The following is a 14,818-nucleotide window of genomic DNA, read 5'->3' on the forward strand; positions in this document are numbered from 1 at the left end:
TTGGTCTTTAACAAAGTCGTCAACCTTGCTAAAATAGCGGTATACGATAATTTAATTTTAAAAAACCAATTTTTATATGAAAGCGAGATTCAACCATGTGCGGAATTGTTGGTGTTACAGGGGTTGGGGATGCACTACCTTACCTTTTGCAAGGATTACAAAAGCTTGAGTACCGCGGCTATGATTCAGCCGGGGTCTATTTGTCTGACGATTCAGGCAAGGACGCTTTAATTAAAGAAAAGGGCCGCGTTTCAAAGTTGGCCGAAAAGGCCATTGCTGAAACAAAGGGCTTCAAGGGAACGGCTGGGATTGCTCATACCCGTTGGGCAACGCATGGTAACGTGACTGTTGAAAACGCTCACCCACAGAAGTCTGCGGATAACCGTTTCTTCTTGGTTCACAACGGTGTGATTGAAAACTACAAGGAATTGACTGACACTTATTTGCAAGGCGTTCACTTCGTATCTGAAACGGATACTGAAGTTGCTGTGCAATTGGTTGATAAGTTCTCAAAGGATGGTATGTCAACACCTGACGCCTTCCGTAAGATGATTTCTCTTTTGGACGGTAACTCAGCCTATGGATTCCTTTTGGTTGACCATGAAGATCCAGAAACTTTGTACGTTGCCAAGAAGAAATCACCACTTTTGGTTGGTGTTTCTGACCATGGTAACGCTGTGACGTCTGATGCCGCAGCTATGATTGACTTGACGAAGAACTTCATCGAATTGCGTGATGGTGATATGGCCATTGTGAAGCCAAAGTCAGTTACTATCTACGATGCAGCTGGTGAAGAAGTTAACCGCGAACCATTTACTTTGGAAATTGATCCAGAAGACACGGACAAGGGTGCTTACCCTTACTACATGTTGAAGGAAATCGATGAACAAGCCGTTGTGGCTCGTAACATTTCCGGTCATTACTATGATGACGAAGGAAATTTGCAGGGAATTGACCCTGAAATTACGGATGCCATCAAGAAGGCTGACCGCCTCTACATCGTTGCTGCGGGTACCTCATATCACGCCGGTTTGATTGGTAAGCGCTACTTCGAACAGTGGGCTAAGATTCCAACGGAAGTTCATATCGCTTCTGAATTTGCTTACGATCAACCAATGTTGTCAGAAAAGCCATTCTTCATCTTCTTGTCACAGTCTGGTGAAACGGCTGACTCACGAGAAGTTTTGGATAACGTGAAGAAGCAAGGCTTCCCAGCTTTGACTTTGGCCAACGTGATGAACTCAACTTTGACTCGTGAAGCGGACTTCGCATTGCCTGTCTTAGCTGGTCCTGAAATCGCCGTTGCCTCAACGAAGGCCTACACGGCTCAAGTTTTGGTACAAGCCATCTTGGCCTCTGCCTTGGGTAACCCTGGCTTCGATTTGAAGGCTGAATTGGCAAAGGTTGCCGTTGAAATTCAGGCCATCACGGACGAAAAGGAAAGCTTCAAGAAGATTGCTGAATCCGCATTGAAGGATCAGCACTCAGCCTTCTACATTGGCCGTGGCTTGGATGCCGCCGTTGCTTTGGAAGCTGCCTTGAAGTTGAAGGAAATTTCATACATCCAGACTGAAGGATTCGCCGCTGGTGAATTGAAGCACGGAACGATTTCCTTGATTGAAGATGGCACACCTGTCTTTGCCTTGTTGACGCAAAAGAAGACGGCTGGTTTGCTCCGCGGTGAAGTTGCCCAAGTGGCCGCCCGTGGTGCCAACACCATTGTCTTTGCCTCAGAATCTCTGGCAAAGGATGGGGATGCTTATGTCTTGCCTGAAGTGAACGAACTCTTGATGCCACTTTTGGCTGTTATCCCAGCTCAATTGATTGCCTACTATGCAACCTTGGACCGTGGCTTGGACGTTGACCGTCCTCGTAACTTGGCCAAGTCTGTGACGGTGCAATAATTATTTTAATAAAGTCTGACGCAGGCCTATCTGATAGGGCTGCGAGAAGATAAGAAAAGCCGATGAATTTTCATCGGTTTTTTTGTTTGTCTTCCTCAATTCTGGTAAAATAGTGAAGAGTATTTTTCAAATTTTAGGGGTATCATTTATGTCATTCTTTTCTGGAATGTTTTCTACGAAAAAAGCTGCATCACCAAGCTTTGAAGCTGCTTTAGCGGCGGGTGAATACAAGGTACCAAAACACTTAGCCATCATTATGGATGGTAATGGCCGTTGGGCTAAAAAGCGGCATCTTCCACGTGTTGCCGGACATAAAGAGGGGATGGAAACGGTGAAGCGTGTCACTCGCCTGGCAAGTAAAGCCGGCGTTCAGGTTTTGACCGTTTACGCCTTTTCAACTGAAAACTGGTCCCGTCCAAACGATGAAGTGAAGTTCTTGATGAAGTTACCCGTGACTTTCTTTGACACTTTTGTGCCTGAATTAATTGAACAGAATGTCAAAGTCGAAACGATTGGTGACATTGACCGTCTTCCTGAAGCCACGAAGCAGGCGGTTATCGAAGCTAAGGCCGACACAGCTCAAAACACGGGCTTGATTTTGAACTTTGCCTTGAACTACGGTGGCCAGCAGGAAATTGCGGATGCTGCTGCCGCACTGGCAGAACGGGTGGCTGCAGGCGAACTACAGCCTGAAGATATCAATAAGGATTTGTTAGCTTCTGAGTTAACCACCGGGTTCCTTGGGGACTTAGCTAACCCGGATTTGATTGTGCGTACTTCTGGTGAAGAACGTCTATCGAACTTCCTGCCTTATCAGGCTGCTTATTCAGAGTTCTACTTCACGGATGTGTTCTGGCCTGACTTTGACCAGGCGGATTTCGAAGCGGCTCTGGCAGCCTATACGAAACGCGATCGTCGTTTTGGAAAAGTAAAAGCTTAAATTGAAAGAGAGAATTTAAAATGCAAACGCGCATTATTACGGCCATTGTGGCATTGGCGGTCTTCGTACCCCTTGTTGTCATTGGTCATTTACCATTGTTGTTGTTGACGATTGCCTTGGGTTGGGTAGCCATGGGCGAGATGCTTCGCATGACCAAGACACTCTTGGTTTCCTTTGAAGCTTTGCTTTCTCTAACGGGGGTTGTGGCACTGGTTGTGCCAAACAACTTCTGGATTTGGGTTTCTGACAACTGGCCAATGACGGTCACTTCTGACACGGTGGTTTCAACCATCGCCTTCCTGTTCCTCTTGCGGACGGTTTTGTCAAAGAAGTCCTTTAACATTAACGATGCCGGTGTGCTCTTCCTTTCAATGGTTTATATCGGTAAGGGATTCCACTACTTCTACTTAGCCGACCAAAAGGGCTTGGCTGTTTTGTTCTTCGGAATGTTGACGGTTTGGATTACGGATTCCTTTGCTTACTTCTGTGGAAAAGCCTACGGAAAGCACAAGTTAGCCCCAACCATTTCACCAAACAAGACTTGGGAAGGTTCTGTATCAGGTTCTGTGATTGCCATCGTAGTCATGACGGTTTTGTATTCCGTAACTGGTTGGTTGCACCGTCCCGTCTTGGAACTCTTGTTAGCCACAGTCTTCCTATCAATTGGTGGACAGCTTGGTGATTTGATTGAATCATCTTTCAAGCGTCACTTTGGCGTAAAGGATTCTGGAAACATCTTGCCAGGCCACGGTGGTATCTTGGACCGTTTCGATTCGATGCTGGTCGTGATGCCAATGCTTTCAATTCTTGGTTTCTTGCAGTAATACCTAGCTCTTTAGTAAGGAGGATGCCCAATGTCAGTGACAGCCATCATTGCCTTTTTAATTGTCTTTGGCCTACTGGTTTCATTTCACGAATTCGGTCATTTCATCGTGGCCAAAAAGTCCGGTGTGCTCGTTCGTGAATTTGCTATTGGCATGGGCCCAAAGATTTTTGCCTGGTACAAGAACGACACGGCCTATACGATTCGCTTGCTACCGGTTGGTGGCTATGTTCGAATGGCATCGGAAGAAGATCATGATGATTTAGAGGCCGGTCAGCGCTTGTACCTTCAGCAAAACGAAGCGGGTTTGGTTACTAACATTGATTTGCGTGCTGACCAGGAAGAAGCCGGCTTCCTTTTCCAAATTGACCAGGCGGACCTGGTTGATGCGATGACCTTAACGGGTTTCCGTTATGGTTCGGAAGATGTTGAAACACTTTCTGTTTCAACAGATGCCACCATCGTTGATGATTCTGGTCAGGAAAACCGAGTTGCTCCCCGTTCTTCTTGGGTTGAGTCAGCGCCGGCAATTAAGCGGGTATTCATTAACTTAGCTGGACCTGCGATGAACTTTATCCTCGCTATTATTGCCGCCTTGGTTCTGGCCTTCTCCCTTAGTCAGGTTTCATTGAATGAACCGATTCTGGGGCAGGTTGTTAAAAATCAACCAGCCGCTCAAGCTGGATTGAAGGTAAACGACAAGATGAAGGCCGTTAACGGTCAGTCCGTTAAGACCTTTACTGACTTTGCCACAGAAGTTGCGGAGCAAAAGGGTAAGACCATGACTGTTCGCTACGAGCGAAATGGTCAGGAAAAGACGGCCAAGGTGACGCCAGAAGCCGTGACGATTTCTGGACAAAAGGGCTACCGGATTGGTGTCGTTGCCAAGGGTGAAACCGGATTTGGTGATCGCCTAGAATACGGCTTCTTGATGTGGAAGTCCTGGTTTACCCAAGTTTCTGACGGTATCGTTAACCTGTTCACCACGACTTTCTCATTGAACAAACTAGGTGGACCGGTCATGTTGGCCAAGGCTACCTCCACGGCGACGAACCAAGGTTTTATGACAGTCTTAGCCCTGCTCGGGATGCTGTCCGTCAACCTTGGCTTGATTAACTTGTTACCAATTCCGCCATTGGATGGTGGTAAAGTCTTCTTGGATCTCTATGAGTCAATTTTCCGCCGGCCATTCCCAAAGTTCTTGGCAAATGGTTTAATAATGGTTGGAACAATTGCCCTAGTCATCCTGATGATTTTGGTAACGGCCAAGGATCTGATTCAATTTTAAATTCATGGGGAGTTTTCCCCGTACATAATCTAACCAACAGGAAAGAAGGAAATTATGAAACAAACACAGCTTTTTATGCCAACATTGCGTGAAGTACCTGCTGATGCCGAAGTGAAGTCCCACCAGCTTTTGTTGAAGGCCGGTTACATTCGTCCGGTATCTGCCGGGGCCTTTGCCTACTTGCCACTGGCACAACGTGTTTTGAATAAGGTGGAAGCCATCGTTCGTGAAGAAATGGCGGCCATCAACGCCAACGAAATGTTGGTTCCTGAAATCCTACCTGCTGAACTTTGGCAAAAGTCTGGCCGTTACGCAACTTATGGTCAAGATTTGTATAAGTTTAAGAACCGCCAGGACCGTGACTTCATCTTGGGTCCAACCCACGAAGAAACCTTCACCGAATTAATTGGTAACGACATCAAGTCATACAAGAAGTTGCCATTGGTTGTTTACCAAATCCAACAAAAGTTCCGTGATGAAGGTCGTCCACGTTTCGGCTTGCTCCGTACCCGTGAATTCATCATGAAGGATGCTTACTCATTTACGGCTGACTACGAAGGTTTGGATGCCATCTTTGACCAGATGGAAGGGGCTTACCGCAACATCTTCGACCGTGTTGGTTTGTCATACCGTGCCATTGTTGGGGATGCCGGTGCCATGGGTGGTTCTGATTCAAAGGAATTCTCAGCACCTGCCGCAGCTGGTGAAGACATCATTGCCTACTCTGATGGTTCTGATTACGCCGCTAACTTGGAAATGGCCAAGGATTTCTACGAACGTGTTGACCGTTCAGGCGAAGCACAGGCTGAACTTGAAAAGATTGATACGCCAAATGCGAAGACAATCGAAGAATTGTCAGAATTGTTGAACCGTCCTGCTGAAGAATTAGTGAAGACGATTTTGGTTAGCGGCCCAGAAGGTGAATTGGCAGCCGTTGTGACAACGGGCGACTTTGAAGTGAACCTGGTGAAGGTTCAAAACTTCTTGGGATTGCCTGAAGTAGAATTGGCAGATGAAGCCCTCGTCCAAGAAAAGTTGGGCGCTTCATTTGGCTCATTAGGACCAGTTGGTTTGCCAGAAGACGTCAAGCTCTTGGTTGACGAACGTGCCGCTGACTTGGTGAACTTTGCAGCTGGTGCCAATGAAGACGGTAAGCACTACTTGAACATTAACTGGAACCGTGACGTTGACTTGGCTGATGACCAAGTAGCGGACTTCCGTACTGCAAAGGAAGGCGATCTAGCCGTTGACGGTAAGGGAAAGCTAGTCTTCACCCGTGGAATCGAAATTGGTCATATCTTTAAGTTGGGAACCCGCTACTCCGATGCATTGGGTGCCAAGGTCTTGGACCAAAACGGTCGTTCAATCGATATGATCATGGGATGTTACGGAATCGGAATTTCCCGTTTGTTAGCCGCTGTTACGGAACAAAAGGCCGATGACAAGGGCTTGGTATGGCCAGCAGCGATTGCGCCATACGAAGTGCACATTGTCCCAGTGAACATGAAAGATGATGCCCAAGCTGCTCTTGCAGCTGACCTTGAGAAGGTCGTTGCCGATGCTGGCTTTGAGAGTCTCGTTGACGACCGTAAGGAACGTGCTGGCGTGAAGTTTGCCGATTCAGAATTGATTGGTTTGCCAGTTCGTTTGACGGTTGGTAAGAAGGCCAGCGAAGGAATCGTTGAAGTAACCCTTCGTCAAAGCGGTGAAAGCTTTGACATGCCTGCTTCAGAAATCGCCGCTCACTTAAACGAATGGCTAGCAAAATAAGTACTCATTAAGTCGACAAACTGTCGGCTTTTTGCCTTTCAATAAGGATGGTTCAATGGCTCTTAGTCGAAGAGAACAATTAGAAAAATTAATGGAACAGGCGGAACTGCCTGATAACTTGAAGGCCGTTTTACAGGACGCCTCCTTGGGTTCGGTTGTCGTTGACCCTGATGCCAAGTCTTGGCGCTTTGTTGTGAATAGCAAGCGGGTTTTGACTTTTCCAGCCTATTTGGCCTTTTATCGAGGCTTAGCTGCCAACTTTAAGCAGGTTGACGCCGTCTATTTGACGATTCAACCTGAAGAGGCTGGATTTGGAGAAGAAGAGGTTCAGTCATACTTCCACTTAGCTCTGCGTGAAACAGGCTTGAACTACGCAACGGTGCAGCAGCTGGCTTCGGCTTCTTCTGTTCAGTTGAAAGGGCAGCAGGAAGTGGTCATTGCCACGGCAATGCCAACATTGGCCGCTGCTTTGACGGACGAGGTGCTGGCTTCGTTGACGGATATCTACGCGACCTTTGGAATGGCTGGTTTGACTTTTACGGCAATTGTCGACGATAACCAGCAGCAACGACTCCAGGAAAACTTTGTCTCCCACCAACAGCAAGTGCAGGCCGATATTAATCAGGCCATTGAACGAGCTGAAAAAGCCGCCCCTAAGAAGTCTGCTGAAGGTGTGGCCCTCCGTTTGGGACGGGCCATCAATCCAGATGCTGAGATTACCCGTTTGGAAGATATCGATGGGGAAGAATCCCGCGTTGTGATTGAGGGATATATCTTTGCTGATGAAGTCCGTGAATTACGGTCGAAGCGTAAGTTGCTGACGTTGAAGATTACGGATTACTCTTCTTCAATTTCTGCCAAGAAGTTTTCAAATAACGAACAGGACGAGGCCGTCTTTGATCAGTTGAAGGCTGGTTGCTGGATTAAGGCTCGTGGAAACGTGCAAGAAGATACTTACGCCCGTGAGTTGGTTTTGAATATTTATGACCTCCAGGTTGTTGATCACCAGAACCGTCAGGAAGAATATCAGGGCGAAGAAAAGCGCATTGAGTTACACGCCCATACCAACATGTCTGGAATGGACGCCGTGACGGACTTTGGTCAGGTGGCTAAGCTGGCAAAGTCCTGGGGACAGGAAGCCTTGACGGTGATGGATACCGGAAATGTTCAAGGTTATCCACAGGCCATCGATGCTGCTAAGAAAAACGACATTAAGATGATTTTTGGAATGGAAGCCAACGTTGTGGAAGACGGGGACCCCATTGCTTATAACACACGCGACCAAGTCTTAAACGACAAAGAACTAACCTATGTCGCCTTCGATTTGGAAACGACTGGTTTGTCAGCCGTTTCCGATCGAATTATTGAATTGTCTGCCGTTAAGATGCAGATGGGAAACGTCATTGATAAGTACTCCGAGTACATCAATCCTGGTTTCCCACTTTCTGAATTTACGACGAACTTGACCTCCATTACTGATGCGATGGTGGCCAACGCCAAGCCTGAGCAAACGGTCATTGATAACTTCCGTGAGTGGATTAAGGGTTCTGTTCTGATTGGTCACAACGTGACTTTCGATGTGGACTTCATGAACGCGACCTATGCCCGTTATCAAGAGGGGCCAATTGAAGAGCCCGTTATTGATACGCTGCCATTCACTCGCTGGTTATACCCAGACTACAAGTCTTATCGTTTGGGAACCTTGGCCAAGAAGTTTGGAATTGAACTGGAGCAGGCCCACCGTGCCATTTATGATGCGGAAACAACGGGACATTTGGGTTGGAAGCTGATTAAAGAGGCAATCAAGTCCCATGATGTGACGAACTTGAACCAGTTGAATGATCACATGCTGGATGGAGGAGCCTGGCGACATGGCCGTCCTTTCCACGCTTCGATTTTGATACAAAACCCGGTTGGACTGAAGAATTTGTACCGACTCGTTTCAGAGTCAAACGTTTCTTATTTCAATAAAGTACCGCGGATTCCGCGTTCCGTTTTGGTGAAGTACCGTGAGGGCTTGATTATTGGTTCCGGGGATACCTCTGGTGATTTGATTGTGACCCTGATTGAAAAGGGTTACGAACCAGCTAAAAAGAAGGCCGAATTCTATGATTACATCGAAATTCAGCCTTTGGCTAATTATCAACCAATGTTGGACAGTGAACTAATCGCCGGTCCAAACAAGTTGAAGGATATCTTAGCCGACATGGTTAAAATTGGGGATGAACTGAACAAGCCCGTTGTTGTGACGGGGGATGTGAAGTATACCAACCCAGAAGACCACATTTACCGGGATATTTTGATTGGTTCACAGCCTGGTAACCCATTGAACCGGCAGGCTTTGCCGCACGTGCACTTCCGGACGACCCAGGATATGCTGGAGCAGTTCAGCTTCTTGGGTGAAGAAAAGGCTAAGCAAGTGGTTATCGACAATACCCATGTTGTTGCCGATATGCTGGAAGACATTCATCCTTTGAAGGAAGGGTCCTTCCCTCCACAGATTCCAGAAGCCGGGGATGAGCTGCGGGAAAAGACTTTTGCAGCGGCGAAGAAAGCCTATGGTGATCCATTACCTAAGTTGATTCAAGACCGAATTGATCAGGAATTGAGTTCAATCATTGGAAACGGTTTCGCACCGCACTACATGATTTCTCAGCGTTTGGTGGCCAAGTCCAACAAGGACGGGTACCTGGTTGGTTCCCGAGGTTCCGTTGGTTCTTCCTTCGTGGCCACTATGTCTGGAATTACCGAAGTCAATCCTTTGCCACCGCACTACCGGTCGGCCCACGGGGACTACTTTGAATTGGCAGATCCGAAGGAATACGGTTCCGGTTATGATTTGCCTGAAAAGGAAGACCCAAACCACCCCGGTGAAATGCTAATTGGGGACGGGCACAACATTCCTTTCGAAACCTTCATGGGCTTCACCGGAAACAAGGTGCCCGATATCGATTTGAATTTCTCTGGTGATTACCAGCCAATTGCCCACGATTACATGAAGGTCATGTTCGGGGTGAAGAAAGTTTACCGTGCCGGAACAATTGCCACGGTTGCCGAAAAGACGGCTTTTGGTTATGTGAAGGCTTACGAGCGTGACCATGATAAAGTATTCCGCGGAGCGGAAGAGGAACGTTTGGCTCAGGGTGTAACCGGCGTTAAGCGAACGACCGGTCAGCACCCGGGTGGTATTTTGATTGTTCCTGCCGATTACGACATCTATGACTTTACCCCAGTGCAGTACCCAGCCGATGATCAAACCGCTCTTTGGCAAACGACCCACATGGATTACCATTCCATTCACGATAACTTGCTGAAGATGGATATCCTGGGACACGATGATCCCACGATGGTTCGTACCCTAAAGGATTTGTCCGGTATTGATCCACAGACCATTCCGGTTAACGATCCGGGTGTTTTGGGACTCTTTACTTCGACTGAGCCTTTGGGTGTTACATCGGACCAGATTTATTCCAACACTGGAACACTGGGATTGCCCGAATTTGGAACCGGCTTTGTCCGGAACATGTTGGAAGATACCCAGCCACACACTTTCTCTGAGTTGCTCCAGATTTCTGGACTTTCCCACGGAACCGATGTGTGGTTGGGCAATGCCCACGATTTGGTTGAGAACGGAACGGCGACCATCGCGACCGTGATTGGAACCCGTGACAAAATTATGACCGATTTGATTAACTGGGGCTTGCCTTCTGCCGATGCATTTAATATCATGGAAAAGGTTCGTAAGGGTAAGGGGATTACGGATGAGTACCAAGCTTTGATGCGAGAAAACGGTGTGCCCGAGTGGTACATCGATTCTTGTTTGAAGATTAAGTACATGTTCCCCCGTGCCCACGCTGCTGCCTACGTTTTGATGGCGCTCCGAATCGCCTACTTTAAGGTTTATTTCCCAGCTGCTTATTACGCCACTTACTTCACGGTTCGTGCTAACAACTTCGACGTTGTGGCCATGGCCCGTGGTAAGGAAGCCGTTAAAGCGGCCATTGCGAAGATTCGCGACATGGGAAACGATGCCTCGAAGGGTGATCAGGATTTGTTGACTGTTTTGGAGATGGCCAACGAAGCGCTCGAACGTGGTATTTCATTCAAGATGGTTGACCTCGAACGTTCTGATGGAACGGAATGGGTCATTGACGGAAACGAATTGATTCCGCCGTTCTCAGTCATTCCGGGGCTTGGGGACAACGTGGCCAACCAGATTGTTGCAGCACGTGCTGAAAAGCCATTTATCTCGAAGGAAGATTTGAAAAAGCGTGGTAAAGTCTCACAGACAATCATCGATTTCTTGACTCTACACTCCGTTGTTTCGGATTTGCCGGATGAGAACCAATTGTCGCTCTTTGACTTTTAATAAGGAAAAGGGACTTGCTGTTTTAGCGTGACCGTTATCTGTGATAACGATTGTCGACCAGCAAGCAAAAAGTAAAAACTAAAAGGAGTGGGCGAAAGCCCTCAGAAAAATGGATAAATTTTTTAAACTGAAGCAGAATCAAACTTCTGTTAAGCAGGAAGTGATTGCCGGGTTGACGACCTTCGTGTCAATGGCCTATGTTTTCTTCTTGAACCCTCAGATTCTTTCCCAAGCGGGGATGTCACAGTTAGCCGTCTTTATCGCGGCCATCATCGTTGCCGTTTTCGGAACATTGTTGATGGGATTGTACGCTAACGTACCATTCGCCCTTGCACCTGGAATTGGAATGCAGGCCTACTTCACTTATACCATTGTCTTCGGATTTGGTTTCAAGTGGCAACAGGCTTTGGCCATTGTTTTCTTGGTTGGAATGCTAGACATTGTGATTACCTTGACGCACGGACGTCAGGCAATTGTGAAAGCCATCCCAACGGAATTGAAAGCTGCCATTGGTGGTGGACTAGGGGTCTTCGTTACTTACATTGGTTTGAAGAACGCCGGTTTCATTAACTTTGTTATCTCAGGTTCAAACATTATCTCCGTTAACGACAAGCCATACGCTGGTGGAGCTGTTAAGGGTGGTTTGGATTCATTGCTAGCCTCTGGTGGCGTGACTCCTGAATTGACAAAGTTTACACAATCATCTGCTTTGTTAGCTTTGATTGGCCTCTTGATTTTGACTTTCTTGGTTATCCGTAAGGTGCCAGGTGCTTTCTTGATTACCTTGATTGCAACAACGTTGATTGGTATTCCAATGGGTGTGACAAACACTCACATGTCCGCTGCTACTTCATTGCCAAACGCCTTTAGCGATTTCGGTCACACATTTGGTGCCGCCTTTGGTGCCCACGGAATGGGAACGCTTTGGTCTTCATGGCCACAAGCATCCTTGGCCATTGTGACGGTCTTTGCTATGGGATTGACTGGTCTCTTTGATGCCATTGGTACTTTGATTGGTATCGGTAACCAAACGGGTATCTTCTCAAAGGAAGATCAAGAAGCGTTCGTTGCTGATAACTCATTTAACTCAAAGATGGATAAGGCTTTGGTTGTGGATACATTCACAACGACTTTGGCTGGGGTTGTTGGTACTTCAAACACGACAACATTCATCGAATCAGCCACAGGTGTTGCTGCCGGTGGACGTACTGGTTTGACTAATATCGTGACGGCCCTTGGATTCTTGGCAATGCTTTTCTTGTCACCATTGGTATCTGTTATCCCAACGGCGGCTACTGCACCACTTTTGATCGTGGTTGGAATCATGATGATGGGTGAGTTCAAGAAGATTGACTGGTCAGATTTGGCTGTTGCTATTCCTGCCTTCTTTACTTCAATCTTCATGGGATTCTCTTTCTCAATCTCATACGGAATTGCCGCAGGGTTCATCTTCTACATTGTTGTGAAGGTTGCTCAAGGAAAGTGGAAGGAACTGTCACCAATTCTTTTGGTTATCACCGCCTTCTTCTTGGCTAACTTTATCTTGTTAGCCTTTATCTAATTTAAATTAATAGACAAAGTAAAAGAACCTGTATCGAAAGATGCAGGTTCTTTTTGTGTTTTCACTGCTTTTAAAGTTAAAAAAAGTCAAAGTCGTTTTTTTATATTCTCATTCTAATCTATTTAAAAAAGACAATATTTAAAAATATTTTAATGTAATGGTTGTAATAAAACAGTAAACCATGTAACATAACGGAAGAACGAATTTCTCAAAAGTACAGAAATAGGTATAAAAGATGACCAAAAAAGAACATTACAAGATGTATAAATCCGGCAAGAACTGGGTTTACGCTTCACTGGCAACCATTGCCCTTTTGACAGGTGCAACGGTTGTTGCTGAGCAACATCATGGCCATTCGATTGCTGGTATCTCAGCGAAGGCTGATGATACTGACTACAACACAAGAGCAGCTGCAGCAGTAAACGACGCAACGACTACGCATGATGAAGTAGCATCTGTTGAAGATGTTACATTCAACTCACCTGAAGAAGCCGTTGTTGGTAAGTGGGTAAACTTAACGACAGTAACTGGTGTGGCCAAAGATGGTGATCAGTCCATCGATTATAAGGTTAACAACGTTTACGTTCGTAAGGACCAGTCAACTGGTAAGTTGATTGCCGCCTATGTTGGTGGAAAAACACAAATTACCATTACCCCTCGTGGTGCAAATAATTCTGTGTCGGTTGAAATTGGTAAACGCTCAGATACGGATGGAAATGTTGGTACTTTTTCAACAATTAAGCGTTATTCAACTGATACAGATGCTGACGGTAGTAAGACAGATCCTAATGGCGCAGTTGTTTATGTAAAAGATTCATTGAACAATCCTTTGTCATTTACTTTGCCAAGTACATTTAATGCCACTGATGATACACTTCGTGTGGCGTATATTCCTGATACACGTGCTCCTCATACAGCAAAGACCACTAGTCAGGCTTATCCAACTCCTAAAATTCAGATGCGTACCGCGGATGCCTTGAAGACTGAAATTGCGGATGCTTTGAAGCAGTCTGATGATTCAAAGGCTGCGAAAGCAAGTGCAGCGGCAGCCATTGATAACGCCAAGAAGGAAATTGAAAACAAGATTAACAATGATCCGACTTTGGATGATACGGCGCGAGATGCTCAAAAGAAGAAGGCGGAAGAGACTTTCAAGAAGGCCGAAGAAGACATCGCCAAGATGGACAACAAGACGGATGTCGATAACCGTTCAAATCAAGCAATTACTGATGCAACAAATGCTTATCAGCCTGGCGAAAGCATGGACAACCAAAAGACAGATGCAACCAATGCTTTGAACGCGGCGGTTGCTGATGAATATAACAAGGTTGACAGCAACAATGACCTGACTCAGGCTGAAAAAGATTATCTCCATGACTTGATTGAAGCTGATAAGAAAAAACTTGTTCAAGCGATTACGGATGCGAAGGATAAGAATGACTTAAACGCTGTGAACGCACAGTTGATCAAGGGAAACGATGGCTTGCGTCCTGGTTTCTCTGATGTAAAGGTTACCCCAGCTGAAACAGTCGCGGATCGTAAAACAAACGCTGAAACGGTTTTGAATACTGCATACAGTAAGGCCCAAAACGATATCAATGGCAACAAGACTTTGTCAGATGCTGAAAAGACTGAGCGGTTGACTCAGCTTAAAGAAGACTATGATAAGGCAAAGACTGCTATTCAAAACGCCACGAATGCGCAAACTGTTGTTGATGCTTTGGCACAATCTCAGACTGACTTCGCAAACGATAACAAGGACAACGACCTTGCTCAGCGTAAGTCAGATTTGATTAACGATTACAAGAGTCGTGAAAAAGTCCAAGAACGCCTTGACGCGATTAAGAATGATGACACCTTAACGGATGCTGAAAAGATTTCGCAAACGAAGCAGATTACTGATGCAGTTGATGCTGTATCAAAGAATATTTCTGCTCAAGAAACAGCTCAAGATGCAATTAACGCGGCTGCTGCAACGAAGACGAAGGAACAAGACGACATCATTGAAGGTGCCCATGTTCCTGGTAAACCACTTGCAGACCAAGTGACGGATGCTAAGAATGATATCCATAAAAAGGCTGACGCAGCTCGTACTGATATCAATAACAACAAGAACTTGACGGATGATCAAAAGGCAGCTGAAACGAAGAAAATCAATGACGC

At 46.3% G+C, this 14,818-nt stretch carries 8 protein-coding genes; all 8 read left to right on the top strand.

Going from position 1 to position 14,818, the window contains the following annotated elements; translation table 11 throughout:
* Window positions 1-95 precede the first annotated feature (95 nt).
* Entirely contained in the window at window positions 96-1,904 is a 1,809-nt protein-coding gene (gene glmS / locus BMZ93_RS03375) for a glutamine--fructose-6-phosphate transaminase (isomerizing) (protein WP_091502230.1), read from the top strand.
* A 148-nt stretch (window positions 1,905-2,052) separates the two neighbouring features.
* On the top strand, window positions 2,053-2,844 hold the full coding sequence (locus tag BMZ93_RS03380; protein WP_091502232.1) for an undecaprenyl pyrophosphate synthase: 792 nt from the start codon (window positions 2,053-2,055) through the stop codon (window positions 2,842-2,844).
* A 20-nt stretch (window positions 2,845-2,864) separates the two neighbouring features.
* Entirely contained in the window at window positions 2,865-3,668 is an 804-nt protein-coding gene (locus BMZ93_RS03385) for a phosphatidate cytidylyltransferase (RefSeq protein WP_091502234.1), read from the top strand.
* Between the two features lie 30 nt (window positions 3,669-3,698).
* Window positions 3,699-4,955, top strand: a complete 1,257-nt coding sequence (gene rseP / locus BMZ93_RS03390) for an RIP metalloprotease RseP (protein WP_091502236.1) — start codon at window positions 3,699-3,701, stop codon at window positions 4,953-4,955.
* 54 nt (window positions 4,956-5,009) lie between these two features.
* Window positions 5,010-6,725 (top strand): proline--tRNA ligase, encoded by a 1,716-nt coding sequence (locus tag BMZ93_RS03395; RefSeq protein ID WP_091502238.1) that lies wholly within the window; start codon window positions 5,010-5,012, stop codon window positions 6,723-6,725.
* A gap of 55 nt (window positions 6,726-6,780) precedes the next feature.
* The gene (locus tag BMZ93_RS03400; protein WP_091502240.1) at window positions 6,781-11,094 is read left to right on the top strand and encodes a PolC-type DNA polymerase III; all 4,314 of its coding nucleotides are present in this window, start codon (window positions 6,781-6,783) and stop codon (window positions 11,092-11,094) included.
* 109 nt (window positions 11,095-11,203) lie between these two features.
* Window positions 11,204-12,655: an NCS2 family permease gene (locus BMZ93_RS03405; protein WP_091502242.1), complete on the top strand. Its 1,452-nt coding sequence runs from the start codon at window positions 11,204-11,206 to the stop codon at window positions 12,653-12,655.
* 235 nt (window positions 12,656-12,890) lie between these two features.
* Window positions 12,891-14,818 (top strand): KxYKxGKxW signal peptide domain-containing protein (locus tag BMZ93_RS03410; RefSeq protein WP_143404272.1); only part of this gene is annotated, 1,928 nt, incomplete at its 3' end.

It is taken from the genome of Fructobacillus durionis, from assembly GCF_900112405.1.
Taxonomy (GTDB): Bacteria; Bacillota; Bacilli; order Lactobacillales; family Lactobacillaceae; genus Fructobacillus; species Fructobacillus durionis.

Bases quoted from the DNA above. Each gene is read 5' to 3' on its own strand.
- BMZ93_RS03405 (WP_091502242.1), top strand. From the start codon at position 11,204: ATGGATAAATTTTTTAAACTGAAGCAGAATCAAACTTCTGTTAAGCAG.
- rseP (WP_091502236.1), top strand. From the start codon at position 3,699: ATGTCAGTGACAGCCATCATTGCCTTTTTAATTGTCTTTGGCCTACTG.
- BMZ93_RS03400 (WP_091502240.1), top strand. From the start codon at position 6,781: ATGGCTCTTAGTCGAAGAGAACAATTAGAAAAATTAATGGAACAGGCG.
- glmS (WP_091502230.1), top strand. From the start codon at position 96: ATGTGCGGAATTGTTGGTGTTACAGGGGTTGGGGATGCACTACCTTAC.
- BMZ93_RS03395 (WP_091502238.1), top strand. From the start codon at position 5,010: ATGAAACAAACACAGCTTTTTATGCCAACATTGCGTGAAGTACCTGCT.
- BMZ93_RS03380 (WP_091502232.1), top strand. From the start codon at position 2,053: ATGTCATTCTTTTCTGGAATGTTTTCTACGAAAAAAGCTGCATCACCA.
- BMZ93_RS03385 (WP_091502234.1), top strand. From the start codon at position 2,865: ATGCAAACGCGCATTATTACGGCCATTGTGGCATTGGCGGTCTTCGTA.